This is a genomic window from Pseudomonas sp. AK106, from assembly GCF_053903055.1.
Genome location: NZ_CP096426.1, coordinates 46,883 through 72,652, shown reverse-complemented (window position 1 = coordinate 72,652; position 25,770 = coordinate 46,883). Strand labels below are relative to the sequence as shown.

At 58.2% G+C, this 25,770-nt stretch carries 23 protein-coding genes; 17 read left to right on the top strand and 6 right to left on the bottom strand.

Translation table 11 applies throughout. From position 1 onward, the window contains the following. The first annotated feature begins 27 nt into the window (after positions 1-27). Entirely contained in the window at positions 28-318 is a 291-nt protein-coding gene (locus M1E04_RS00345; protein WP_065987944.1) for a DUF2782 domain-containing protein, read from the top strand. A 34-nt stretch (positions 319-352) separates the two neighbouring features. After that, positions 353-1,303 (top strand): homoserine kinase, encoded by a 951-nt coding sequence (locus M1E04_RS00340; RefSeq protein WP_296306802.1) that lies wholly within the window; start codon positions 353-355, stop codon positions 1,301-1,303. 93 nt (positions 1,304-1,396) lie between these two features. Here the strand turns inward: M1E04_RS00340 and znuA are convergent, their stop codons facing one another. Next, positions 1,397-2,326, bottom strand: a complete 930-nt coding sequence (gene znuA / locus M1E04_RS00335) for a zinc ABC transporter substrate-binding protein ZnuA (protein WP_456292204.1) — start codon at positions 2,324-2,326, stop codon at positions 1,397-1,399. A 57-nt stretch (positions 2,327-2,383) separates the two neighbouring features. Here znuA and M1E04_RS00330 point away from each other — a divergent pair, with 57 nt between their 5' ends. From M1E04_RS00330 to M1E04_RS00290, 9 genes are all read left to right on the top strand, one after another. Further along, on the top strand, positions 2,384-2,866 hold the full coding sequence (locus M1E04_RS00330) for a Fur family transcriptional regulator (RefSeq protein ID WP_074892445.1): 483 nt from the start codon (positions 2,384-2,386) through the stop codon (positions 2,864-2,866). Then, the gene (znuC, locus tag M1E04_RS00325) at positions 2,866-3,660 is read left to right on the top strand and encodes a zinc ABC transporter ATP-binding protein ZnuC (protein ID WP_065987952.1); all 795 of its coding nucleotides are present in this window, start codon (positions 2,866-2,868) and stop codon (positions 3,658-3,660) included. The genes M1E04_RS00330 and znuC overlap by 1 nt, the downstream gene beginning before the upstream one ends. After that, positions 3,653-4,435 carry a zinc ABC transporter permease subunit ZnuB gene (gene znuB, locus M1E04_RS00320; RefSeq protein WP_065987954.1) on the top strand — a complete coding sequence of 261 codons (783 nt, stop codon included), beginning with the start codon at positions 3,653-3,655 and terminating at the stop codon, positions 4,433-4,435. The genes znuC and znuB overlap by 8 nt, the downstream gene beginning before the upstream one ends. A gap of 157 nt (positions 4,436-4,592) precedes the next feature. Then, positions 4,593-5,306 carry a PA5502 family lipoprotein gene (locus M1E04_RS00315; protein ID WP_296306809.1) on the top strand — a complete coding sequence of 238 codons (714 nt, stop codon included), beginning with the start codon at positions 4,593-4,595 and terminating at the stop codon, positions 5,304-5,306. Between the two features lie 389 nt (positions 5,307-5,695). Beyond that, positions 5,696-10,402, top strand: a complete 4,707-nt coding sequence (locus tag M1E04_RS00310) for an RHS repeat-associated core domain-containing protein (RefSeq protein WP_456292203.1) — start codon at positions 5,696-5,698, stop codon at positions 10,400-10,402. Next, on the top strand, positions 10,402-10,869 hold the full coding sequence (locus M1E04_RS00305) for a hypothetical protein (protein WP_192130558.1): 468 nt from the start codon (positions 10,402-10,404) through the stop codon (positions 10,867-10,869). The genes M1E04_RS00310 and M1E04_RS00305 overlap by 1 nt, the downstream gene beginning before the upstream one ends. A 135-nt stretch (positions 10,870-11,004) precedes the next feature. After that, positions 11,005-11,460, top strand: coding sequence for a hypothetical protein (locus M1E04_RS00300; RefSeq protein WP_192130559.1), 456 nt, complete (start codon positions 11,005-11,007; stop codon positions 11,458-11,460). A gap of 87 nt (positions 11,461-11,547) precedes the next feature. Next, a complete protein-coding gene (locus tag M1E04_RS00295) occupies positions 11,548-11,979 on the top strand; it encodes a hypothetical protein (protein ID WP_192130560.1) in 432 nt (143 codons plus the stop codon). A 165-nt stretch (positions 11,980-12,144) separates the two neighbouring features. Beyond that, positions 12,145-12,564, top strand: coding sequence for a hypothetical protein (locus M1E04_RS00290; protein ID WP_192130561.1), 420 nt, complete (start codon positions 12,145-12,147; stop codon positions 12,562-12,564). A gap of 242 nt (positions 12,565-12,806) precedes the next feature. Here M1E04_RS00290 and katE read toward each other — a convergent pair whose 3' ends face one another. Then, positions 12,807-14,966 (bottom strand): catalase HPII, encoded by a 2,160-nt coding sequence (gene katE, locus M1E04_RS00285; RefSeq protein WP_456292202.1) that lies wholly within the window; start codon positions 14,964-14,966, stop codon positions 12,807-12,809. Between the two features lie 382 nt (positions 14,967-15,348). Between katE and M1E04_RS00280 the strand changes: the two genes are divergently transcribed. The 3 genes from M1E04_RS00280 to M1E04_RS00270 all read left to right on the top strand — a co-directional run bounded on the left by M1E04_RS00280 (position 15,349) and on the right by M1E04_RS00270 (position 17,869). After that, complete coding sequence (locus M1E04_RS00280; RefSeq protein WP_456292201.1) at positions 15,349-16,356, top strand: methionine ABC transporter ATP-binding protein; 1,008 nt, start codon at positions 15,349-15,351, stop codon at positions 16,354-16,356. After that, a complete protein-coding gene (locus M1E04_RS00275; RefSeq protein WP_065987960.1) occupies positions 16,356-17,030 on the top strand; it encodes a methionine ABC transporter permease in 675 nt (224 codons plus the stop codon). Before M1E04_RS00280 ends, M1E04_RS00275 begins: the two co-directional genes overlap by 1 nt. Before the next feature lie 65 nt (positions 17,031-17,095). Further along, a complete protein-coding gene (locus tag M1E04_RS00270; protein WP_456292200.1) occupies positions 17,096-17,869 on the top strand; it encodes a MetQ/NlpA family ABC transporter substrate-binding protein in 774 nt (257 codons plus the stop codon). A gap of 43 nt (positions 17,870-17,912) precedes the next feature. Here the strand turns inward: M1E04_RS00270 and M1E04_RS00265 are convergent, their stop codons facing one another. Next, positions 17,913-18,545, bottom strand: a complete 633-nt coding sequence (locus M1E04_RS00265; protein WP_192130565.1) for an SCO family protein — start codon at positions 18,543-18,545, stop codon at positions 17,913-17,915. A gap of 149 nt (positions 18,546-18,694) precedes the next feature. On the opposite strand from M1E04_RS00265, the gene M1E04_RS00260 reads away from it, so the two are divergent. Continuing rightward, complete coding sequence (locus M1E04_RS00260; RefSeq protein WP_410935155.1) at positions 18,695-19,345, top strand: hypothetical protein; 651 nt, start codon at positions 18,695-18,697, stop codon at positions 19,343-19,345. 24 nt (positions 19,346-19,369) lie between these two features. On the opposite strand, the gene M1E04_RS00255 is transcribed toward M1E04_RS00260, so the two are convergent. From M1E04_RS00255 to M1E04_RS00245, 3 genes are all read right to left on the bottom strand, one after another. Further along, complete coding sequence (locus M1E04_RS00255; protein WP_410929766.1) at positions 19,370-20,899, bottom strand: SulP family inorganic anion transporter; 1,530 nt, start codon at positions 20,897-20,899, stop codon at positions 19,370-19,372. 131 nt (positions 20,900-21,030) lie between these two features. Continuing rightward, positions 21,031-21,696 carry a carbonic anhydrase gene (locus M1E04_RS00250; RefSeq protein ID WP_410929792.1) on the bottom strand — a complete coding sequence of 222 codons (666 nt, stop codon included), beginning with the start codon at positions 21,694-21,696 and terminating at the stop codon, positions 21,031-21,033. 306 nt (positions 21,697-22,002) lie between these two features. Then, positions 22,003-23,061, bottom strand: coding sequence for a PA0069 family radical SAM protein (locus M1E04_RS00245; RefSeq protein WP_369318175.1), 1,059 nt, complete (start codon positions 23,059-23,061; stop codon positions 22,003-22,005). 194 nt (positions 23,062-23,255) lie between these two features. On the opposite strand from M1E04_RS00245, the gene M1E04_RS00240 reads away from it, so the two are divergent. Both M1E04_RS00240 and M1E04_RS00235 read left to right on the top strand, forming a co-directional pair. Beyond that, positions 23,256-23,909, top strand: a complete 654-nt coding sequence (locus M1E04_RS00240; RefSeq protein WP_456292199.1) for a dual specificity protein phosphatase family protein — start codon at positions 23,256-23,258, stop codon at positions 23,907-23,909. Between the two features lie 187 nt (positions 23,910-24,096). Continuing rightward, positions 24,097-25,737 (top strand): PI-PLC domain-containing protein, encoded by a 1,641-nt coding sequence (locus tag M1E04_RS00235; protein WP_369318177.1) that lies wholly within the window; start codon positions 24,097-24,099, stop codon positions 25,735-25,737. Positions 25,738-25,770: the final 33 nt, after the last annotated feature.

Here is a 25,770-nt window from a genome sequence, read left to right as displayed (position 1 = left end):
CGTTGACGACAAAGGCACAAGGTTATCATGCGCGCGCTGAATCGCCTGTTACTGCTCGGCGGGTTGATCGCCTGTCCGTGGCTGGCGGTCGCGGCGGACGATGAAGCGCCGTCGGCAGAGCCTGATGTGACGATTCGTCAGGACAGCGATGGCTTCATCAAGGAGTATCGTGCGAACGGATTCGTGTACGCCGTGAAGATCACGCCCAAACACGGCAAGCCGTATTATCTGGTGCGCGCCGATGGCACAAGTGGTCAATTCATCCGTTCGGATCAACCGGACATGCTGATACCCCAATGGGTACTATTCAGCTGGTAACGCCCTACATTCACTCTCTTGCTGGCAGTCTTCTATGTCCGTTTTTACTCCCCTGGCTCGGCCTGAGCTGGAAGCTTTTCTCGCCCCGTACGGGCTTGGCGCCCTGCGTGATTTTCAGGGCATTGCCGCTGGAAGTGAAAACACCAATTTCTTCATCAGCCTGGAGCAGGGCGAATTCGTGCTGACCCTGGTCGAGCGCGGTCCGGTTCAGGAGATGCCGTTCTTCATCGAACTGCTGGACGTTCTCCACGACGCCAACTTGCCCGTACCCTACGCGCTGCGCACCACCGACGGGCAGGCCCTGCGCGAGCTGAAAGGCAAACCGGCGCTGCTGCAACCGCGTCTGTCCGGCAAGCACCCGGCCCAGCCCAACACCCAGCACTGCGTGCAGATCGGCGAATTCATGGCGCACATGCACATGGCGACGCGCAGCGAGACTGTCGAGCGCAAAACAGATCGTGGTCTGGACTGGATGCTGGAGGAGGGCGGTAATTTCATCTCTCACCTAGACGAGGCCCAGGGCGCGCTGCTGACCAAGGCGATCGAGGAAATTCAGCGTCGCAAGGCGGCAATCATGGCGCTGCCGCGGGCCAATCTGCACGCCGACCTGTTCCGCGACAACACGCTGTTCGAAGGCACCCACCTGACGGGCGTGATCGATTTCTACAATGCTTGTTCCGGACCGATGCTGTACGACGTGGCGATTGCCGTGAATGACTGGTGCTCGTTTGAGAACGGCACCATCGATGCGCCGCGCGCCCGGGCGTTTCTGGGTGCTTACGCTGCGCTGAGGCCATTCACGGCCGCCGAAGCCGAGCTGTGGTCGACGATGCTGCGTGTGGGTTGCGTGCGCTTCTGGCTGTCACGCCTGATCGCCGCCGAAACCTTCGCCGGTCAGGACGTGCTGATCCATGATCCGGACGAATTCCGCAAACGCCTGGAACAGCGGCAGGAAACCCACATTCCGTTGCCGTTTGCGTTGTAGACATCATAAACGCTTCGTGAGCAAGCTCACTCCCACAGGGACCGTGGTTCAACTGTAGGAGTGAGCTTGCTCGCGAAGGCGTTGGCACAGGAGTTAAAGACTCTCCAGACACCCCGCCAGGTCATCCGCCAGCTTGCTCAGCAATTGCTCGTAACCCTCGGCAGTGGCGGGTGTGTAGCCGCCTAATCCGTCCAGTTCAGCCAGTTTGACCGGCAAGCCCGCACTCAACGTGTCGGCCAGACGCGGGCGAAGGGGCGGTTCGCTGAACACGCAGGTCTTGCCGAATTCGGTCAGCCGCGCACGCATGGCGGCGACGTGCTGGGCGCCCGGCTGAACCTCGCTGCTGACGGCAAATACGCCCGCATGCTTGAGCCCGTAGGCTTCTTCGAAATAATCAAACGCCTCGTGGAAGACGAAATACTGCTTGCCTGAAATGCCGGCGACACGCTGTTTGATCTTGGCGTCCAAAGCGTCAAGGCGTGCGTCGAAGGCCTTCGCGTTGCTCTCATAACGTGCCGCATTGGCGGGATCTGCCTGACTCAAGTCAGCGGCCATCTTTGCCGCAATCACCCGCGCGTTGACCGAAGACAACCACAAATGTGCATCGACGCTGCCCGGGCGGTGATCGTGGTCATGCTCGTCTTCGTCATCATCGTGGTGCTCGGCGCTGGCGGTGAAATGGCGCAGGTGCATACCGGGCAACGACTCGACCGGGACCGATGCCTTGCTGCGCCCGGACAGCACGCGAGGCAGGAATGTCTCCATATCAGGGCCGATCCAGTAGAGCAGATCGGCTTCCTGCACGCGCCGTACGTCGGACGGGCGCAGCGCATAGTTATGCGGTGAGGCGCCCGGCGGAAGCAGGACTTCCGGCACAGCAATCCCGTCCTGTACGGCAGCAGCGATCAACTGCAGCGGCTTTATGCTGGTCAGTACGCGGACGCTGGCTTCGGCGGCAGTGACGGTTGAAAAACCGGTAATAAATACGACAAAAAGTAAAAAAAGTCGGAACACGATAACCACTCATGGGGGCAGGAACGGGTAACATAATAACGTCTCTCTCAAAGGCCGTCGCCGCTCATGTCTAAAACACCCCTGGCCAGTCGCCCCCACGATCACTCTCACTGCGTGCACAGTGCGCTCACTGAAGCCGACACGCTGTGCGCGGGCAAAGGCCTGCGGCTGACGGCCCTGCGTCGTCGCGTGCTGGAACTGGTCTGGCAGAGCCACAAGCCGCTGGGCGCCTACGACATCCTCGCCGTTCTCAGCGAAGAAGATGGCCGCCGCGCCGCACCACCTACGGTGTACCGCGCGTTGGACTTCCTGTTGGAAAACGGCCTGGTGCACCGCATTGCGTCGCTGAACGCCTTCGCCGGCTGTAACCACCCGACCCACGCGCATCAGGGCCAATTTCTGATCTGCCGCGAGTGCCACGCCGCCATTGAGCTGCAGCACGGCAGCATCAGCTCGGCCATCGTCGACGCTGCCAATGAGGTCGGCTTTGACGTCGAAGCCCAGACCGTTGAAGTGGTCGGCGTCTGTGCCGGGTGCAAGGCCGCCTGATGAGCGATGCACTGATCCGCCTGAAGGACGTCAGCGTGACGCGCGCCGGCCAGAGCGTGCTGGAACATATCCAGCTGAGCGTCAGCTCAGGCGAAATCGTCACCCTGATCGGCCCCAACGGCGCGGGCAAGACCACTCTGGTGCGCGCCGTTCTGGGGCTGCTCAAGGCAGACTCGGGCGAAATTTGGCGCAAACCGAAACTGCGCGTCGGTTACATGCCGCAGAAGCTGCACATAGACGCCACGCTGCCGCTGTCGGTCCTGCGTTTCCTGCGTCTGGTCCCCGGCGTTGATCGGGACACCGCGCGGTCAGCGCTGATCGAGGTCGGCGCAGAGAAGGTCATCGACAGCCCGCTGCAAGGGATTTCCGGCGGCGAGATGCAGCGCGTGTTGCTGGCGCGAGCGCTGCTGCGCAAGCCAGAGCTGCTGGTGCTCGACGAGCCGGTGCAAGGCGTTGATGTCGCCGGGCAGGCCGAGCTGTACGCGCTGATCACTCAGCTGCGCAATCGGCATCAATGCGGCGTGCTGATGGTTTCCCATGACCTGCATCTGGTCATGAGCACCACCGATCAGGTGGTCTGCCTCAATCGCCACGTGTGCTGCTCCGGTCACCCCGAGCAGGTGAGTAATGATCCCGCCTTCGTGGAGCTGTTCGGCCTGAACGCCCCGAATCTGGCGATCTATCACCATCACCACGATCACGCCCACGACCTGCATGGCGAAGTCTGCCAACCCGCGCCGGCTCACGTCCACACCCACAATCACGACCACGGGGACAGCTGCAAGCATGGCTGATTTTCTTCTTTACGCCTTGCTCGCAGGCCTCGCGTTAGCGGTAGTGGCAGGTCCTCTGGGGTCTTTCGTGGTCTGGCGGCGCATGGCCTATTTTGGCGACACGCTCTCCCATGCCGCGTTGCTCGGCGTGGCCTTGGGCTTTCTGCTGGACATCAGCCCGACGATCGCCGTGACCGTAGGCTGCCTGCTGCTGGCGGTGTTGCTGGTGACCCTGCAGCAGCGCCAACCGCTGGCGTCCGACACACTGCTGGGGATTCTCGCACCAAGCACTTTGTCGCTGGGTCTGGTGGTGCTGAGCTTCATGCGTGACGTGCGTATCGACCTGATGGGCTATCTGTTCGGCGACCTGCTGGCTATCAGTCCGAACGATCTGGCGTGGATTCTCGCGGGCAGTGCGTTGGTGCTGGTGCTGATCTGTGCGCTGTGGCGGCCGCTTCTGGCCATCACCGTGCATGAAGAGCTGGCGACGGTCGAAGGGCTGCCGGTGGCGGCCCTGCGCATGACGTTGATGCTGCTGATCGCCGTGGTCATTGCGGTGGCCATGAAGATCGTCGGCGTTTTGCTGATTACCTCACTGCTGATCATCCCCGCCGCTGCGGCACAACGTCACGCCCGTTCGCCGGAGCAAATGGCTGTGGGTGCGAGCATCATTGGCGTGATTGCGGTGTGCGCGGGTCTGGCGCTGTCCTGGTTCAAGGACACCCCGGCAGGCCCGTCTATCGTGGTCTCGGCGGCGGCGCTGTTTCTGCTCAGCTTCCTTTTGCCCAAGCGGTAGAACCTTGGGTAGCAGGCAGAGTCATACTCCGCAATAATCCAATGGCGGCAATGTGCAACGACTCCTTGCGCGGCCACCGATAGTGATCAGTTATTTTCGGTGCAAGTCAGTTGTGTGTAGACTTGCTCGTTTTTTGCGCAAATAGAGAATCGCAGGAATGAAGCCGTTCGCATCCCGTTATCTGCTGCTTGCTGCATTTTCCATCCTGTTGGGTGCTTGCCAGAGCAAGCCCGTCGAGCAGCCCGCATCTGTGGCTGCGCCCGATGCCTATCAGCAGCTGGAACAGAACATCGCCAGCAGCGAGTTGGCAACCGCCGAAGATCAATTGGCGGCGCTGCAAAGCAAATCTCCGGACGATCCCCGACTCGAGCAGTACCAGCGTCAATTGGCTGAGGCCTATTTGAGCCGCAGTCAGATCGTGCTGCAAAAAGGCGACATGAATGCCGCCGCGACCGCGCTCAGTCGTGCTCGTGCCCTGATGCCAAAGGCTCCGGCGCTGACCAGTGGCGTCAACGGCGCTATCGCCCACGCGCGTAAGGCCGAGCTGGAAAAGGCCGAGGCTGATCTGCGGGCTGCGGAAGCCAGGCGCAAGGCGAAAGTGATTGACCCGAGCGCCGAGAGCACGACCATCGAGTTGAAGCTCAGTGACATGAAACAGCTGCGCCGTCAGTTGAGTGACATCGCTGAAGACGTCACTGCCTTCAACTGCGACGTCACGGTGCAGGTGCCGCGCACAGACGACTACCCTTGGCTGGCAACGCTGCTGACCAAGCGAGTGACGAAGATCAACCCGGATTTCGAGTTGCAGATGCAGCGTGAAATCGAGCGGACCGAACCTGCGAAGATCGTGTTGAAGCCCGCTCAGCCCTGATCGGTCTTTGATCAAAAGAAAAGGCGTTGCCCTCGCGGGCAACGCCTTTTTTGTTTGCGCTCCTTTCATGGCTTCGGAAAGGGCCGCAGCGATACAACTGCGCAAGAAGTTGCGCACTCATTTGTTGAAAATTGGGGGGATAGTGCTCTGCAGGCCACGTCGTTTGTGGTCTGTACGCGAGTGCGCAAGACGTTGCGCAGGGGTGCGCAACTCCTTGCGCACTTTTTATAGGGTTTCGGGTTTAGCGTTCGCTAAAACCTGTCGTTTTATTTCTTAAGCTGTTGTTTTTGTTTGGCTAATTTGTAGCTGGCACAGCCCTTGATATCTCCGTGGCCCCCGGATTGGCATTCACGTCATTTCGGATGGTTTTTTAAGCACGGAGAGCATCCTTGGCAAGCCCCGCAATTACACCCGGCAGCGACGACAAACGCGAACCTCAAGTGGCGGTTGTTCCGCTTGATCTGATCCAGGTCGAAGACGTTGGTCTTGGTGCGGCCAATGTCGATGCCTGGCTGCGGGAGATCAGCGGCGGGGTTATCACGCTTGAGCGGATCAAGACGGTGGCCGGCGGGCTGCCGGTGGTCGGTAACATCATGGCGCTGGTTGATGCGCTGAATGACATCGTTCGGCTGGCGACCAGTGACAAGCGCGATCCGCTGGACTGGGTGAGTCTGGGCATCAACCTGATCGGCATGATCCCTATTCCGCCGGGCATGGCGGCAGCGCGGATGACCTTGCGGCCGATGCTGTTTCTGGTGCGTCAGGAGATGCGCCAGGCGGGGAAGATGGTGCTGGGGGATGCGCTGATCGAGGTTCTGATCGGGCACCTGAATGCAACCATCGTCGGGACCCTTGATGACTTTGTGAGTCAGGCGCAGGCCAAGCTTCCCGGGATTCTTGAAGATGCGGGGAAGCTTGGGGAAGGCGTGCTGTTTGAGATCGCTGCTGGCCTTGAAAGGCTGGTTAAGCCGGACCTCAACGCCAAGGCTGATTTTCTGGAAGCGGAGCAGTTGGTCCATGCCGCTGGGGATCTCTGGGCTTACGACCCTAAGGCGGCGATTGGGAATATTTTTGCGGCGGCTGCGGAGGTTTGCGTTGCGGCGGGCAAGGGTGCGGTGAATGGCGCCGTCGAACACCTTGTACCTGAAGCAGTTAAAGATGAGGTGGTCAGACAGGCCAAATTGTTGCGTGCCATGGGGCCGGAGCTTCGGACCCAGATTAAAGGTCTGGCAGATCCTGGGGTTCAGAACTCGCTTGGTTCTTTGCTGCTGACGCTGGACGGCGCAGTCTCAAGCTGGCGGTCGCGCAACGGGCATGGTCAATCGTTCAACATCAAGCCTGGGGTGACTAATCAGGCCAAGCGCAGGGCCGGGGAAGGCAAGCTTGAGAAGGTTCAGCATGAGACGCCTGCCAAGGGCCAGCCCAACCCGAAGATAAATTGTGCCTGTGCTTATACGGGCCACAGCATCAGTTTTGCGATGGGCTCGGAGTCCGTCAGTCATACCGATTTCAGTTTGCCGGGGCCGTTTCCCATTGAGTGGACCCGGACTTACTGTTCGAGTCTGGATGCTTACGATCAGGACGTTATCGGCGCACGCTGGATCACGCCGTTTACCACGCGGTTTGATCTCGTCGGTGATGGTTTGGTGTTTCATGACGCCGATGGCCGCTCCCACGAATTTCCTCTGCCCAAGGTCAAGCTGTTCCATTTCAATGCCATCGAAAATCTGACCGTCATCCGCCTTAGCAAGGATCGGCTGTTGCTGATGCGGGGGCTTGAGCACAGGGAAACCTATGTTCGGCGGGGCAAGCGCTTTGTTCTGATCAACAAGATGCTGCCTAACGGCGCCGGGGTCATGCTGCATCATGAGCATCGTCATGATGGGCGGTTGGTGCTCTCAGAGTTGGTGACTTACTCGGAGAAAGATGCCAACAAAGTCCATCTGCGACTTGGCACTCTGACTGATGATCGGGGGCGGTTGACGGGGCTTTGGGAAGTCCGGGACGGCGACGTCAAACGCCAACTCTGCGCGTATCAGTACGATGATTTCGGCGATCTTGTTCTGGCTCAGGACGAGAACGGCGCTGCCTGGCGTTATCAGTATCAAGACCACCTGATCACGCGCTATACCGACCGCACCAATCGCGGTTTGAACTTGCAATGGCAGGGCTCCGGTCCCGATGCCAAGGCCGTGCGCGAATGGGCCGATGACGGGAGTTTTGATACTCGTCTGGCGTGGGATGAAAACATTCGTCTGACCTATGTCACCGATGCTCTCGGTCATGAAACCCGGCACTACTACGACAGCCTGGGCTACACCTACCGCATTTGCCACGCCGACGGCCGCTCGGAGTGGTTCTTCCGTGATGCGGCGAAAAACATCATTCGGCATGTCCACACCGACGGCAGCACCGATCGTTATCGCTACGACAAACTGAGCAACCTCACAGAACACATTCGCGCTGACCACAGCGTGATGAATTACGCATACGACGATAAAAGCCATCTGATCAAGATCAGCGATGGCGAGGGCGGCTTGTGGAAACGGGACTACGACCACCGCGGCAATTTGACTGAGGCGATCGATCCGCTAGAGAACGTTACCGAATACGCCTACAACAAGTTTGGTCTTCCTACAGCGATCAAAGACGCTAACGGCAATACCAAAGCGTTGGCCTACAACGAAGCCGGACAGCTCGTTAAGTACACCGACTGCTCGGGCAAGGTAAGTGCGTGGGAGTACGACGAGCGCGGCCAGATGGTCCGCTTCACCGACCCTGCTGGCCACGCGACTACGTATGAATACAAGTCAGGCCAGTTGGTCCTGATAAAACACCCGGACAAAACCGAAGAACGTTTTAGCCGCGACGCCGAAGGCCGTTTGCTCGCCTACTCCGATGGTCTGGAACGCTGCACGACGTGGCGCTACACCGCTGCGGGCTTCATCGCCGAGCGCGTCGACGCCGCCGAGCAAACCCTGCGCTATCGCTGGGACAAACTCGGCCGTCTCGTTGCGCTGGAAAACGAAAACGAACGCCGCGCCCATTTTCACTACGACCCGGTCGGCCGGCTGCTGGAAGAACGCGGCTTCGACAATCGCTCGACTCGCTATCAGTACGACCCGGAAACGGGACGGCTCGCTTATACGGTTAACGGCCAGCGCACGATCGCACTGACTTTCGATCCGATGGGCCGCCTGACCGAACGCCGCGCCATCCTCGGTGAAAAGTCCCAAAGCGAAACCTTTGCCTATGACGGCAATGGCCATCTGGTCATGGCGACCAACGCCGCCAGCCGCCTGCAATGGTTTCACGACCCGGCTGGCAATTTGCTGCGCGAGCACCAGCATTACTCGAATCTGGATAAACCCCTGGTTGCCGTCTGGCAGCACGAATACGACGCCCTTAATAATCGGGTCGCGACCATCCGCCCGGACGGGCATCGCGTCAGCTGGCTGACCTATGGCAGCGGTCATCTGATCGGTCTGAAGCTCGACGAGCACGAACTACTCAGTTACGAACGCGATGACCTGCATCGCGAAGTCGCCCGGCATCAAGGCAATAGCTTGCTGCAAACCCAAAGCTGGGACCCAGCGGGGCGTCTGCACGAACAACTGCTAGGACGCAGCGACGACAAATCCACGTTCATCAAACGCGCCTACACCTACGACGCCGCCGGCCAGCTCACCGACATCCACGACAGCCGTCGCGGCCCGTTAAGTTACCGCTACGACCCAGTCAGTCGCTTGCTCAGCGCCACGAGTCGCCTGGGTACAGAAACCTTCGCCTTCGATCCGGCCAGTAATCTGCTCGACGACAGCGCAACACCCGTCCGCCGTCCACTCGACCCCGAGCCGACTCAAAACAAACTCGTCGACAACCTGCTGCGTGACTACGGCGGCAACCACTACGAATACGACGAACGCGGCAACCAGACAGTCCGCTGGACCAACGGACTGCGAAGCGAACTGCACTGGGACCTCTTCGATCGCCTCGCGCATTTCCGAGATTCGCGCCTGACTGTCGACTTTGGCTACGACCCCCTCGGACGGCGCCTCTACAAGTTCTCAAAAGCCCACTACCGCCCGCGTCCTGAAGCCGGCACCGGCTGGAACGAAAACGAACACGCCCGCAAAGAACGCGAACTCGGCTGCGGATTCACCTTGTACGGCTGGGACGGCGACAACCTCGCTTGGGAAAGCAGCCCGCCGCCGTACGCAGGTGCCCTCGGCCGCACCGTCCACTACATCCACGAACCCGGTACTTTCGTGCCGGTGGCCCAGGCCATCCGCCACGAAACCATCCGCCTCGTAAGCCAACCCACTTACGAAGGGCGCTACAACTTCAAAGAAGACCCGCTTTGGAACTACAAACCCGTCGCACTAAAAGTCGACGCCTTGGCCTGGTACCAATGCGACCACCTCGGCACCTCACAGGAAATCACCGACCAAAACGGCAACACCGCCTGGAGCGCGCAATACAAAGCGTGGGGCGAGGCGCAAGAACAGCGCTCCGAATTCGCCCAACAGATCGGCCTGACCAACCCGATCCGATTCCAGGGCCAATACCACGACCACGAAACCGGCCTGCACTACAACAGGCATCGGTATTATGATCCAAGGGTCGGGCGGTTCATCAGCAAGGATCCGATTGGCTACAGTGGTGGGCTAAACCTCTATCAATACGTACCGAATCCGACGGGGTGGTCTGACCCGCTGGGACTTGCTCGTCTAAAGGGGATTACACCCAATAATCAGGGCGCCCGTACAACTGGTGAAAAGGGGCCACTTCCAGCACCGGAAGTTGGTTACAGCAAGCGAGCCGGCGGCACCGGGGCGGAGCACCCTGTAGTGAGGGCGCTATATGATTCGGTGCCACCCGATAAACGTTCTAAAATATTTCACGGCGATTGTGGAGAGGCCGACGTGCTCAGCAAGATCGCGCGCGAGAATGACGTCCAGAATGTTGGAGAATTGCGGGTCCTTGTTGAAGGCGCCACCTTTACCACCCTCCGGAATGATGGCAAACCGCTGACTTTTTGCGATTCGTGCTCTCCAGTTATGAATACCCTCGGTATAAGGGACGGAGTTTTATAATGATAAGTGATAAGGACGCCCGGGAAATTGACTGTCTTGAAGAATTATTGGTCCTACGCGGAGTGTCAATAGACCAGCTGAGACGTTGCTATGCGAGATTTCTGCTAAAGCTCGTAAATAGTGGGATTTTTAGAGATGTGTCCAATGATACGATGAAAATAATAGATTCATGCCTGAATAGCGCAATTGCTCGGGAAACAATTGATAAAGCCGACTGCTCAACGAAAAAACATATCTCGGAACTATGGGAGATCGAAGAGAGGAGAGAGGCGCAAAACGAAACGGGCTCAAGACTAGCAAGATGCGTGATCATGTGCTTTGCAACAGAGAAAGAATGGATAGAATCGGATTCTGGAGAACCTACGCCTCTCGACTATTATCTGTTCCTGTTGGCAAGATGCGCTCCGGATATCCCGCAACAGTTCATAATGTTTTTTAGAGGACTTTTGGATGCAAAAAAGGGCTGATTGGTTGAGGGGCGGCGCTATTGTTCTGTCCGAGGAGCTATTAGTGCGATAAAAATAGTTAAAGGGGACGGCCCCCTTTAGCTCTTCATGTGCTCAGGTGATGAGCATCCTCGGCATTAAAGATGGAGTCTCTAAATGATCAGCGATCAAGATGTTCTTGATATCGATAACTTGGAAAGTATGTTGCTTGAGCAAGCTATTTCATATGATCAGCTTAGAAGGCATTACGCGATTTTATTGCTTGATATGCTGGACAAAAAGCGCTATCCAGATACAGATGAAAAAGACTTGGAAGCCCTGGCACTTTATCTAAAAGACGCTGCTGCCACCGCACGGATTAATAGGGATTCTGATGAGTTGGTTAAAGTTATCGGCGAACTGTGGACCATTGAAGGGCAGTATCGGACGTTGAGTCCGGATCTGTCACGCTTCGCTCGGTGTTCAATTCTCTGCTTCAGTACAGAGCAAAAATGGATTGAGGAGGATTCAGGTGATCAGACGCCCCTGTTGCTGTATCTCTATCTTTTAAAGAAGATAGATCCAGAAGTGTGTCCCGCATTGGTAGGTTTTTTTAAAAGACTGTTAGATTGATGTTGAAGGGGTAGAAGGCTGTCAGGGCAAAAAAGACGCTGCCCCTTTATCTCTTGGCACAGCACGAGCAAACTTCGAAGTTAAAATATGAACCGCGAAAATTTAAAAAAATACAGCACCAACTCGATTGTTCGACCTACCGACGATATTGATGCATTTAAGCATCAGCTTGGTTTTTTTGTCAGCGTTTTGGAAGCATTGGGAATCTCTTTTCCCGACGGCGAAAACAATCCGCTGCAGTTGATAAAGGACTACATTGAAGACAGCATCCCTGTTGAAAAGCTCACGGCTAATGCTCCAGCTTGGTGGTCAATCATTGATACTCCAGCAGCAGTGCGTGACTTCCGGGAGCGCAATGTATTAATGGCAAGACTTGCTATCTGTCTTCTTTATTACGACGAGACCAATAGTTCGGAGCTAGGAGATAATCTGTCATGGTTCTTTGAGGTGCTTGAGTTCTTGGAGGTGGATACGAAAATACCAAATGACATGATGATAAAATATTTTGAATATCGATAGATAGTAGTAAGTTGCACGCCCCCCCTGGGACTCTAAGGGGAAAAACCCCTTTAATCTGGCAAGTAGTCGACCAGTGAACATTGGAGTGTCTGGAGAAGGACACAAAACGCCCAAAAAAGCGTGTGGCTCGTGTCGCGAACTTTTGGGCTATTTCGGAGTTGGTGAATGAGTCTATCAATTAATTCTATTATTTGGCCCAAAGATAATTTGGCTGCACAAAGGCACTACGTTTCTTACATGATTAAAGTCCTGAGTTCTTTAGAAATCGAGTATGCCGGATGGGAAAGAAACCCGGTGCACTTTGTTGAAGGCTATATCGCTGGAAGGTGCACAAGCGAGCAGTGTAGAGCTGAAGCCATCGCGTGGTGGAGCTACATCGACTCTCGAGGAGAAAGTAGGGAGCTGAGGGATCCCCAAGTATTAATGGCCAGACTGGCAATTTGCTTGCTATCAATTGATGAAGACAAAGTTGGTAGTTTAGGGGAATCATTATCATGGTTCATCGAAGTGCTCGGGTTCATGGGTAAAAACACTAGAACTGCCATAACTATAATGGCGGAGCACTTCGAGTTTCAGCAGCGATAGCTTGCCTGAGGAACCAAAGGGAAAACCCTCTTCGAGTTAAGCTGGCAATACCGCCGGGGCACGCACTAAAACGTGTCACGAAGATCAACCCCGATTTCGAGTTGCAGATGCAGCGCGAAATCGAGCGCACCGAACCCGCGAAGATCGTGTTGAAACCCGCTCAGCTCTGATCGATTTTTGATCAAAAGAAAAGGCGTCGCCCTCGCGGGCAACGCCTTTTTGTTACGCGCTACTCCTGCAAATTACGCAGGAATTGCCTTCGCTTTCGGCTCACGAGCCCAAACGCGGTGCTGCTGAATCGCATCGAAGAACGCCTTGAACGAGGCGCTGTCTGAAACGGTCAGCAAGCCGGCATCGGCTTCCAGTCGCAGCAGGTCGATCAATTTCTGCGCGTCGCCCGCGTAGGCGATGGCTTTGAGGTGCTTGTACGCCTCAAGCACGTAGTGCAGTGCCACGCCATCGCCGCTCAGGGCCTTGATCGAAGCTTCGCCGCCCGGGATGAACACAGCGTCGAACGCGACCGATGGCAAACCTTCCATCGAAGCATCCACTGCCAGGGAAGCGCCGCTCGCGGTTTTGACCGGCGCGGAGGTAGGACCCAGCACCTTGGCGTGTGCGCCTTTGGCTTCCAGCGCCGATTTCATCGTCGCTACAGCTTTGTCGTCAACACCGTTCGCGACGAGGATAGCGACTTTGCGCGAAGCAATGTCAGCAGGCAGCAGGTTCGCCTGGCTCAGCAGAGGCGAGCTGTCGACGCTCAACTTGCCGTTGCCTTGCGCCTTGACGGTAGCGGCTTTCGGCGCCGGCAAGCCAAGATTTTCAGCCACACGTGCGGCCAGGGTGAGGTCGATATTCGCGAGAATCTCGTTCACCTGACGTGCGCGAATGTGCTCACGTTCAACCTTGCCCAGCTCGAAGCTGTAAGCCGCGATGATGTGCTCTTTCTCGTGCTCGCTCATGCTGTTGAAGAACAGCGTGGCTTGGGAGAAGTGATCGCCAAACGACGGGCTGCGTTCACGCACTTTGTGCGCTTCGATGCGTTCTGGATACGTCTCGAAGCCGCCATCCTCTGGACCTGCAGGGGTTTCTTTCGGCCAGCCGCCGTCGATCGAGTTCGGCTCGTAGGAAGCGCGACCCTTGTCGATGGTGGTGCGGTGTTGAGCATCACGCTGGTTGTTGTGGTTCGGCGAGACCGGACGGTTGATCGGGATCTCGTGGAAGTTCGGCCCGCCCAGTCGGCTGATCTGCGTATCGGTGTAGGAAAACAGCCGACCTTGCAGCAGCGGATCATTGGAGAAGTCGATACCCGGCACGACGTGGCCTGGGCAGAACGCAACCTGCTCGGTCTCGGCGAAGTAGTTGTCCGGGTTACGGTTGAGCACCATCTTGCCCAGCGGTGTTACCGGCACCAACTCTTCCGGGATGATTTTGGTCGGGTCCAGAATGTCAAAGTCGAACTTGTGCTCGTCTTCCTCGGCAACGATCTGAACGCCCAGTTCCCATTCCGGGTAGTCGCCCATCTCGATGGACTCCCACAGGTCGCGGCGGTGGAAATCGGTGTCCTTGCCCGCAAGCTTCTGCGCTTCGTCCCACACCAGAGAGCACGTACCGTACTTAGGCTTCCAGTGGAATTTAACGAAAGTGGATTTACCTTCGGTGTTGATCATGCGGAACGTGTGAATGCCGAAACCCTGCATAGAGCGCAGGCTTTTCGGAATCGCACGGTCGGACATGGTCCACAGCACCATGTGCGCGGATTCCGGCACTAGGGATACGAAGTCCCAGAAGGTGTCGTGGGCCGAGCCGCCCGTAGGGATTTCGTTGTGAGGCTCTGGCTTCACCGCGTGTACGAAATCGGGGAACTTGATGGCGTCTTGAATGAAGAACACCGGCATGTTGTTACCGACCAGGTCGTAGTTACCTTCGCCGGTGTAGAACTTGACCGCGAAACCACGTACGTCACGCACGGTATCGCCGGAGCCGCGTGGGCCTTGAACCGTGGAGAAGCGTACGAAGACCGGGGTTTTCTTGCCCGGGTCACGAAGGAATTCGGCTTTGGAAAGCGCCGAATGGTTTTCATAGGTCTGGAAGTAACCGTGAGCCGCAGTACCGCGCGCGTGGACGATACGCTCCGGGATACGTTCGTGGTCGAAGTGGGTAATCTTCTCGCGCATGATGAAGTCTTCAAGCAGCGACGGGCCGCGCGAGCCGACTTTCAGCGTGTTTTGGTTGTCGGAGATCTTTACGCCCTGATTGGTACGCAAAGCCTCGCCGGTGGCGTCGGAGCGGAAGGTTTCAAGGCTTTCGATCTTGGCGTTGGTATTGCCACGATCCAGCGTGTCAGTGCCAGCCAGTTCACTGTTGGCGGTGGCGCTAACAGGCGGATTGGTGTTCTTACTCATCAGACAAAACTCCTCGGTTCGGACGGCTCCCTGTTCGGCGTTCCATGGTGTGGAGGCAGCAGGAGCTCGCAGGCGGCAACGCCTGACACGAGGTCAGGCATTATTCAGGCGCTAAGTAAGTGACTGACGATGAAATCAGCCGTTCCGTTTGTTTTTCGGATTCATCGATTTCCTTCGTCAGCCCGACAGTCGGCTGTGCATATGACCGTTCGGCAGGTGCAGTGTGAAATAAATGATAAGAAGGCTGGGCCCAATCCAGATTCGACAGGCTAAAATGCGCGCCCGGTTTACCCAGCCGAAGCCGAAATGGCATCGCTCAGCAGCGTGATGAAGGCATAAGTCTCCACGCTGATTTTTCAACGCGCCCCACAAGGTTCGCTCCGTGATCGAGTTCCAGAACGTCCACAAAACCTATCGGGTCGCCGACCGGGAAATTCCCGCGCTGCACCCCACCAGCCTGCGCATCGAAAATGGCAAGGTGTTTGGCCTGATTGGCCACTCCGGCGCTGGCAAGAGCACCATGCTGCGCCTGATCAACCGCCTTGAAGCACCGAGCGGCGGCAAGATTCTGGTCGATGACGTCGATGTCACCGCGCTGGACGCCGATGGATTGCGCGGCTTCCGCCGTCAGGTCGGCATGATCTTCCAGCACTTCAATCTGCTGTCGTCCAAGACGGTCGCCGACAACGTCGCCATGCCGCTGACGCTGGCCGGGGACATGTCCCGCGGGCAGATCGATCAGCGCGTGGCCGAGCTGCTCGCCCGCGTGGGTCTTTCCGATCACGCCAAAAAGTACCCAGCGCAATTGTCCGGCGGTCAGAAGCAACGCGTTGGCATCGCCCGCGCGCTGGCAACCAAGCCGAAGATTCTGCTGTGCGACGAGGCCACCAGCGCCCTGGACCCGCAAACCACGGCCTCGGTGTTGCAGCTGTTGGCCGAGATCAATCGCGAACTGAAGCTGACCATCGTGCTGATCACCCACGAAATGGACGTGATCCGTCGCGTCTGCGATCAGGTGGCCGTCATGGATGCGGGCGTGATCGTCGAACAGGGCGCCGTGGCCGATGTGTTTCTGCACCCCAAGCACCCGACCACGCGCCGCTTTGTCCAGGAAGACGAAGAGGTCGACGAAAACCAGGTGAACAGTGATTTCGCCCATGTTCAGGGCCGCATCGTGCGCCTGACGTTTCAGGGCGAAGCGACCTACGCGCCATTGCTGGGAACGGTCGCGCGGGAAACCGGCGTGGACTACAGCATTCTGGCCGGTCGTATCGACCGCATCAAAGACACGCCTTACGGGCAACTGACGCTGGCCATCACCGGTGGTGACATGGACGCCGCGTTTGCCCGCTTCACCGCAGCCGACGTTCATATGGAGGTCCTGCGCTGATGGACACTTTTCTCAACCTGTTTTCCAACGTCGACTGGTACGAAATCTGGCTGGCGACCGGCGACACCCTGATCATGCTTGGCGTCTCGCTCGCCTTCACTGTTCTGCTGGGCTTGCCGCTGGGCGTGCTGATGTTCCTGACCTCGCCGCGTCAGTTGCTCGAGAACAAGCCGGTCTACACCACCGTCGGCTTGATCGTGAACATGCTGCGGGCGTTGCCGTTCATCATCCTGCTGATCGTGATGATGCCGCTGACGGAAATCATCACCGGCACCTCGCTGGGCATTCTTGGCACGCTGCCACCGTTGATCGCAGGCGCCACGCCATTCTTCGCGCGCCTGGTGGAAACCGCGCTGCGGGAAGTGGACCGCGGCATCATCGAGGCCACTCAGGCGATGGGCGCGACGACCCGGCAGATCGTGATCAAGGCGCTGTTGCCTGAAGCACGCCCCGGCATTCTCGCGGCAATCACCGTGACCGCAATTGCGCTGGTGTCGTTCACGGCCATGGCCGGCGCGGTCGGTGCCGGTGGCCTGGGCGATCTGGCGATTCGCTATGGTTACCAACGCTTCCAGAACGATGTGATGTTTGTAACGGTCGTATTGCTGCTGGTGCTTGTGCAGATCCTGCAAACCGTCGGCGACAGACTGGTCGCGCATTTTTCACACCGTTAACCGAATTCGCCGGTCACTGACCGGCAGATGCATGCGACTGCGCGTGCATTTCAGGAGTAGTAGAAATGAAGAAGTTGTTGGCTGTATTCGCTGCCGTGGCGGCGCTGTCTGCCCATGCCGATGAGACCTTGACCGTTGCGGCCTCCGCCGTGCCCCATGCCGAGATTCTCGAGTTCGTGAAGCCGATGCTGGCGAAAGAGGGCGTGACGCTGAACGTGAAGGTCTTCAACGATTACATTCAGCCGAACGTGCAGGTCGACCAGAACCGCATGGACGCCAACTTCTTCCAGCACCAGCCGTATCTGGATGAGTTCAACAAGGGCAAGGGCACCCATCTGGTGAGTGTGGCCAAGGTTCACATCGAGCCCTTTGGCGCTTACTCGGACAAGCTCAAGGGTCTGGCCGAGCTGCCGGATGGCGCCAACGTGGCCATCCCGAATGACGCCACAAACGAGGGCCGTGCCCTCTTGCTGCTGGTCAAGGCCGGTCTGATCACCCTGAAGGATCCGACCAGCATCACCGCTAAGCCAAGCGACGTGCAGCAGAACCCGAAGAACCTGAAGTTCCGCGAGCTGGAAGCGGCGACCCTGCCACGCGTACTGACGCAGGTGGACCTGGCGCTGATCAACACCAACTACGCCCTGACGGCCAAGCTTGATCCCACCAAGGATGCGCTGATCATCGAAGGGGCGGAGTCGCCTTACGCGAACATCCTGGTGACCCGCGAGGACAACAAGGATGCCCCAGCCATCCAGAAACTGGTCGCCGCGCTGCACAGCCCGGAAACCAAAGCGTTCATCGTTGAGAAGTACAAAGGCGCCGTGGTTCCGGCGTTCTGATCGCCACACGCCCATGATCTCGGCGCAACGCCGAGATCAGTCCTTACTTCCTCTCAACCAGCCCCGGCAACTGCGCTACCAGCTTCTGGCTGTTCAGCGGCGCGCGGATGAACCCGCGCTGGGTGCCGTCAGGGCCGAGGAGGGCCAGGTTGCCGCTGTGGTCGACCGTATAGCCCGGCTTACTGGTGTCCGCCGGGATGTACGGGATGCTCACCGCATTCGCCAGGTTCTTCAGCGTATCGACCGGCGCCCTCAAGCCGACGAACCCCTTGTCGAAATAACCCAGGTATTGCTTGAGCTGTTGCGGCGTGTCGCGATCAGGATCAACGCTGACCAGCACGATGCGCAGCTTGTCGACGGTCTCAGGGGGCAGCTCGCTTTTGATCTGACGAAGCTGGGCGAGGGTGGTCGGGCAGATGTCCGGGCAGAAGGTGTAGCCGAAGAACAGCACCGTCCATTGACCCTTCAACTGGCTCAATGGAAAGGGTTGACCGTCCTGATCGGTGAACGAGAGATCAGGCACAGTGCGGCTCTGCGGGAGAAGGATGATGCCCGCGTCGTTAAGCGCGGTCTGATCGCCCTGATCCGTGCCGGACAACACCCGGAAGACGGTCAGACCCAGCACCAGCGCCACGATGGCGGCAAGGATGAAAACGGTTTGTTGGGTTCGGGTCATGAGTTCAGCACATTGATAGTCCACGAGCGCGCGATTATGCACATAAGCATGAAGCTGTTATGACAATTACGTCTTAGGGCCATTCGTGAGCAGGCTAATGTATGAATTCCCTATAATGACCGCCTGGTTTCACTGCCTATGGAGCATCCATGAACACCGCCGCATTGCGCGAGCAGATCACCCGAGCTCAGGAACACGAAGCCCAATCCGGTCAGCTTTCGCGCCAGTTGGAGTCGCAACTTCCTCATCTCCACCCGTCCATTCACCTGCCTGACGTAGACGCGCGAGGCGTACTGACGCGCTTTGTCATTGCCTACATTGGTCAGGTTCCGGACTTGCTGGACGCTGCCCATGACGTCGCGTTGCAGGCCGGAATCGAAAGCCAGATCAGACCGGTCCTGAAAATCGCCGAGCAATTCTTCACGGCGCCGCCGGCCATCATGGCGGGCCACGAAGGGCTGGATGGGTTGCTGGACGAAGCTTACCTGGCCCACCGGCTGGTGGAAGAAGTGAACGATCTGTACATCAAGCACTTCGGCCAGCCGCTGATACCCATGAATACCACCGTGGCCAGCGTCATCGCCCACCAACTGATCGGCGAGGCCTTCGCCAATCAGCTCGACGAAGTGGTGCATCACGCCATCGACGAGATGCTCGACGACGACAGCTTTTCCCTGGAGTCAGTGGAAGCCTACCGCGAGCGCCTCGCCAGCCCGGACACCGACGCAGCATGGAAACGCTGGCCCAGCCTGTCACGCCAGCTGGGCGTGGGGCTGGAGATGGAATGCGGGAAAGACTGATCCCGCACGCCCCTCACGCGGACCTTAATGCAGCGCTGTTCCTCCAATCGACGTGCGGATCCTTCCCTCCACGCGACGCTTGAGCAGCCGCTGCTCCAGCAGTAAACGCGAACCCTGCGCCGCGTTGGCGCGGCCCCACTCTTCCAGCAGCTCCAGGCAGGAATGGTCGATGTAGGTCAGGTTGCCCAGCGGCACATGCAACGTGGTGCCAGGGGGCACGGTTTCCAGCGTCTGGGTCAGGGCCGGCACCTTGAGGAACGTGGCCGAACCATTCAGGCGCAGCTCCATCTCCCCCTCGGCTGGCAGATCGACGAGGTTGATTTTCAAGCGCGATGCATTCAGCGCCAGCTTCACCAGGGTCAGGCCAAAGCCGATCAACACACCCGTCAGCAGGTCGGTCAGGACAATCGCGCTGGCGGTCGCGCCATAGATGAACATTGGCATGCGGCCATAGCGCCCCAGCCCTTTGAGTGCTTGAACATTCACCAGCTTCACGCCGGTGTAGACCAGCACGCCTGCCAGGCTCGCCACAGGAATGCTTTGCAGCACACTGGACAGCAACAGCACGAACGCCAGCAGCCACAAACCGTGGAACATTGCCGACAGCCGCGTCTTGGCACCGGCCTGGACGTTGGCCGAACTGCGCACGATCACGCCCGTCATCGGCAGCGCACCGACCAGACCGCACAACATGTTACCCACACCCTGGGCGCTGAGCTCTTTGTCGAAGTCCGACCGCTGGCCGTCATGCATCCGATCCACCGCCGCTGCCGACAACAGGGTTTCAGCGCTGGCAATGAAAGCCACGGCAATCGCCGCGATCAGGATGGCAGGGTCAGCCAGGTTCAGCAGGTCTGCGGGGCGCAGCCAGTCGATGGCCTCTGCAAGATTGGCTGGAACCTCGACGCGCTTGACCTGCAAGCTCATCACCAGACTCACCACCGTCGCAATGCCGACGCCGAGCAACGCGCCCGGTACGAACCGAAGTGCATGGGGCCGACGCTTTTCCCACAGCCACATCACGGCGATGGTGCCCAGCCCGAGCAGGCCGGCCTGCATGGCGCTGCCCATTCCCATCGCACCCATGAGGGTCTGCGGGAACGCCACGAGATTATCGAGCCCAGAAGGCTTGGGCCCACTGTCGAACATAACGTGGACCTGGGAGAGCACAATCAGCACGCCGATGCCCGCGAGCATGCCGTACACCACCGCAGGCGCCGTCACACGAAACCAGCAACCGAGCTTCAAGCGTCCAGCCAGCAATTGCAGCGCACCGGCGAGCAGCAGAATCGGCCCGAGCATGGCCATACCGTGTTCACGGACCAGCTCGAACACCAGCACTGCCAGACCTGCCGCCGGGCCGCTGACCTGAAGCGGCGAACCGGCCAGCCAGCCCACCACCAGACCGCCGATGATGCCGGTGATCAGACCCTTGGAGGGAGGCATGCCGGAAGCGATGGCGATCCCCATGCACAGCGGCAGGGCCACCAGAAAAACCACCACGGAAGCCAGAAGCTCCCGTGGTAACAACGCTTTCAGATCAGTAGTAGCCATGACGACTCTCCGGAATTCAGACGTGACAACGCCCGGCGGCACGCGCTATGCGCGGCCGCTACGAGCTTGTATGGGGGTGGAACCGTCAGGGCCGACGCCGCTGCGCTCAGGCGCAGCGGGTCAGCCAGCGATCAATATCGCCCGCGGGGAATCGACGCCATGGGCACCGGATGGTCGCCATCCAGAGGCAGGAAGCAATCCTGCTCGGCATCGTAGGCGCGGATCTCGCTGGTCTCGATGTCGTAAACCCAACCGTGGATAAACAATTGGCCGCTGGCCAGCTTGGACGCCACGGAGGGGTGCGTGCGCAGGTGTTGCAGCTGTGCGATGACGTTTTCTTCGGTGAGCACGTGCATGGTTTCATGCTCGCCGGTGCAATTGCAGTTGTCTTGCACAACGGTCTTGGCGACCTCGGCATGACGCAGCCAGGCTTTGACCGTCGGCATTTTTTCCAGGGTGTCGGGATTGAGAACGGCGCGCATGGCCCCGCAATCGGAGTGGCCGCAGACGATGATGTGCTGAACGCCCAAGGCCAGAACGGCGTACTCGATCGCCGTCGACACGCCGCCATTCATGGGGCCATAAGGCGGGACGACGTTACCCACGTTGCGAGTGACGAACAGGTCGCCTGGCGAGCTCTGGGTGATGAGTTCCGGGACGATGCGCGAATCGGCGCATGTGATGAACATGGCCCGGGGATGCTGGGCGGTGGCGAGCTTCTTGAACAGTTCTTCCTGCTGAGGGAAGACGTCATGGCGAAATTGCTTGAAGCCATCAACGATTTGCTTCAGTGCCATCTCGGCGGTTTCCACCTGAGGCGTAACGCCTGTCGTCGCAGCCTGAGGCTGCTTATCCTGGTCACTCATGTTTCATCCTCTCTGACGGATTTAAGTGAATTTTCCGGCGAATCCTGTGGATGACCCACTCTTTTCTGGCCTTCTTACGACTCGTTTCCTACAAGACCAATCGGTCACTTCCGACTCACCTTAACGACGCAAACTTAATTGAAACTGAATGCGTGGCTCTAGATCGCGGGTCTTGCGTTAGAAAATCTAAACCGCAAGCGCCTGTCGTGGTGAAACCCAGTTAGGACGCCACCCGAGTCACAACAGCGACATCTGACCACCGGGCGGGCAAAACGCGCTGCAGTCCAGCTGAAAACTTTCCCGCCGGTTCAAGCCGTACTTCTTGATGGCCAGGCTGTAACGCTGCGCCAGCAGTTCGGCGAACACCCCCTCACCGCGCATTCGCGAGCCAAAGCGGCTGTCGTACACCTCACCGCCGCGGCTTTGTCGAACCAGGCTCATCACATGTTCGGCCCTCTGCGGATAATGCGCCTGCAGCCACTCTTCGAACAGCGGGGCGACCTCCAGCGGCAGACGCAGCATTACGTAGCTCGCACTCAATGCACCGGCGGCCTTGGCCTCGGCCATCAACTTCTCCAGCTCCATGTCATTGATCATTGGAATCATCGGCGCCAGCAAGACGCCCACCGGAATACCGGCGTCGCGCAAGACCCGAATCGCCCGCAGCCTGGCCCTGGGCGCCGCAGCACGGGGTTCAAGGATGCGCTTGAGCTCATCGTCCAGCGTCGTGAGGCTGATGAACACTGATACCAGCCGCAGCTTCGCCAGCTCGGCCAGCAGGTCCAGATCCCGCAGAATCAGCGAGCCCTTGGTGATGATCGTCACCGGATGGCGATAGCGCAGCAGCACTTCCAGCGTCGCCCGGCTCAATGTGTATTCGCGCTCGATGGGCTGATACGGATCGGTATTCGCGCCCAGGGTGATCGGTGCGACGCTATAGCCTGGCTTGGACAGCTGCTGCTCCAGCAGGGCAGCCGCATTGGTTTTGGCGATCAGTCTGGTTTCGAAGTCCAGCCCCGGCGACATGTCCCAGTAGGCGTGGCTCGGCCGGGCGTAGCAGTAAATACAACCGTGTTCACATCCCCGATACGGATTGATCGAGCGGTCGAAAGGGATGTCGGGCGATGAGTTGCGCGCGATGATGCTCTTGGCGGTTTCCATCGTAACGGTGGTGCCCTGGGTCAGCGGCACTTCCTGATACCAGCCGTCGTCTTCGACCACGGATCGGTTGGGCGCGAAGCGGTTATGCGGGTTGGTCGCGGTGCCGCGCCCGCGTGGGGGCAACTGAATGGACATGACGGCTCCTTGATAACTGGTTATGCATACAGTATCGCGAAATACCTATTTCCCTCACGCTCAGACCCTGAAAAAAACCCCGGCACCGATCAACGGCTTTCACCAACTTTTGACACGCGCCTCACAGCGCCTTGACCCAAAGCAGCGAAAACTTGCCCCATCGATAAATGGCTGGTTTCCACGGTACGTCTTCCATGCGCCTTCGCCCGCTTGCTGCTCAACTCGCCCTGCTACTGGCGGTGTCATCTGCCTCCCTCGCTCGAGCCGACGATTCTTCACCGGCGCAATCATCACGCCCGGCGCAGTGGGCGCAACTCGTGGATGCGCACTACAACCTCTACCAGATCACGCCAACGCTTTATCGCAGTCGCCAGCCGGACGCTGCAGTACAGCCGCTTCTGCAGCAGCTTGGCGTGCACACAGTGATCAACTTCCTCAAGGAAAGTGACAGTAAATGGCTATCCGACACGTCCGTCGAGCAGGTGCAGATTCCGCTGCAGGTGGTGCACATCGACGATGCCGATGTGATTGAAAGCCTGAGGGCTATCCAGGCCGCGCAGCAAAAAGGGCCGGTACTGATTCACTGCAAGCATGGCCTGGACCGGACCGGTCTGGTGGCAGCGATGTACCGCATCGTTGCTCAGGGCTGGAGCAAGCAGTCAGCCCTCGATGAGATGCAACACGGCGGCTACGGCGACCAAGACAGCCTCAAGCGGGGGATCGCCTACATCAACACTGTCGACGTGGCGGCGTTGAAGTCAGCGATGGACAGCGGTGCGTGCAGCACGAGCGTATTTGCCCTTTGTGCCATCAAAGGGTTGTCTCACAAAGTGGGCATGATCAACTAAGGGTATGCCCCCTCCGTTGGCAATCAACGGTGCCTGATTGCTCTCAACGCCTTTGCATCTTGCAATACACCTGAACAGCGCAACGTTTGCACTGACGCAAAACACAACTACTACTCAGCAGGTGCCAATCACGGCATGGAGGCAATCAACGCTTACCGGAAACACCCTATCGAAAAGGATTTCGACAATGACATTCAATTACTCGACGTGCGCGCTGGCGACGCTCTTGAGCATCGGCACACTTGACGCATACGCGACGACGCTCGACTCACGAAACAAACCATTCAACGAATACAGCTGGGTCACCACCCACAATTCCTATGAAAAGATCAACCAGAACCTGAAGGAGATGCCGGCCCAGCTCAATGATGGTGTCCGGGGTTTCATGCTTGATCTCTATGTGGAAGGTTCAAACCCTCGCCCCGAAGAACGTATCAAAGTGTGCCATCAGCAAATTGCCTGCTATGGACCGTTATCTGCCCATTTAAAAAAAGAGTTCCTGCCTTTCCTCCAGAGGAATCCAGGGGAGGTGGTGACGCTGTTCCTTGAAACGTACGTTAAGCGGGAGCATTTGCAGGAGGTGTTCAATACGTTGCCGGAATTGGCGAGTGTTTCATTCGACCCTGCAAACTTCGCGGCGGACCGTTGGCCGACGATCAACCAGATGGCGGCACGCAATAACCGCTTGCTCCTGTTCACGGACAAACGCGAGGTCGCAGGCGACTACTGGGTTCAGGGCAAAAAGATCACGGTCATGTTTGATCAGGACTGGATGCTGCAGAACCATTGGGACACCTTGGGGAACATCGCCAGCAGCATCGAAAGTACTCATGACTGGGCATGTCCAACGCGATGGGGCGGTTTACCCCTCAACACCGCAAAGGTTGCCACCTCGACGGGCAAGCAGTGGAAACGGTTGTTCCTCATGAACCAGTTTCACCCGGGCACATCGACCGTCTTCGATTCGGCCAGCTACGACAACAATCTGACCTACCTCAAGCGCCGCCAGGACAACTGTGGTGTTGTCCCCAACTACGTTGGTATCAACAATTACAAAAGCGGTGAGGCGGAGCGTTATACCGCTGCGCTCAACAACGGCGGCATCTTTCTGCATGAAGGTCGAAATGCAAGCCGGTCACAAGACATTGTCTGCGTGATCCCTGTCCGAACCGGGGTGGTTGATCGCAAGGCCAACGGTTGTGAAAACGATGAGGCGAGGTCGATGTCCTTGTCGGGTGTTGCCAGTGGAACCCGCATTCAGTTGTTCGACAGTGGCAGTGGCAATACCCAGGACGACCACATCACCATCGACGTGAAGCGCAACATCGGAATTGGCGAGCGTGTGGTCATCCCGAGCTTCGAGTCCGACGCGAGCAACAGCAACTTTCAGGCAGTTTATAACCGCAACAACGGGCTTGATGGCAAGACTTCACGCATTGTCATTGGCCGGACCCCCACCGACTTTTCGGACGCATCCGTGGCGTTCTACGAGGGCACTAACGCCAGTCAGAATCTGGACTGCGTGATTCCTTTCAGTTCGAGCTACACCATGAAGATGAAGAGCAACAGCTTTGGCTGCTCCAACGATGAAGTTAAGTCGGCCCGGATCATCAAAGCCAAAGCGGGCACGTCTTTCACGCTCACGGGCCATCCCCAAGGCAATTTCAACGAGGGTCGCACGACGGTGGAGGTCCTGCGCGACATTACCCTTCCCGTGGTCATCCCGGGGTTCAACAGCAGCTACTCAAACGCCGATATTAAAGTCACGAATTACACCAGGGCCGTCGGTGGCAAAATCTCTTTCGCCTATCTCAACGGCGCCCGGTAATCCGCAAACGCAAAAAAAAGGGATACCCATTGC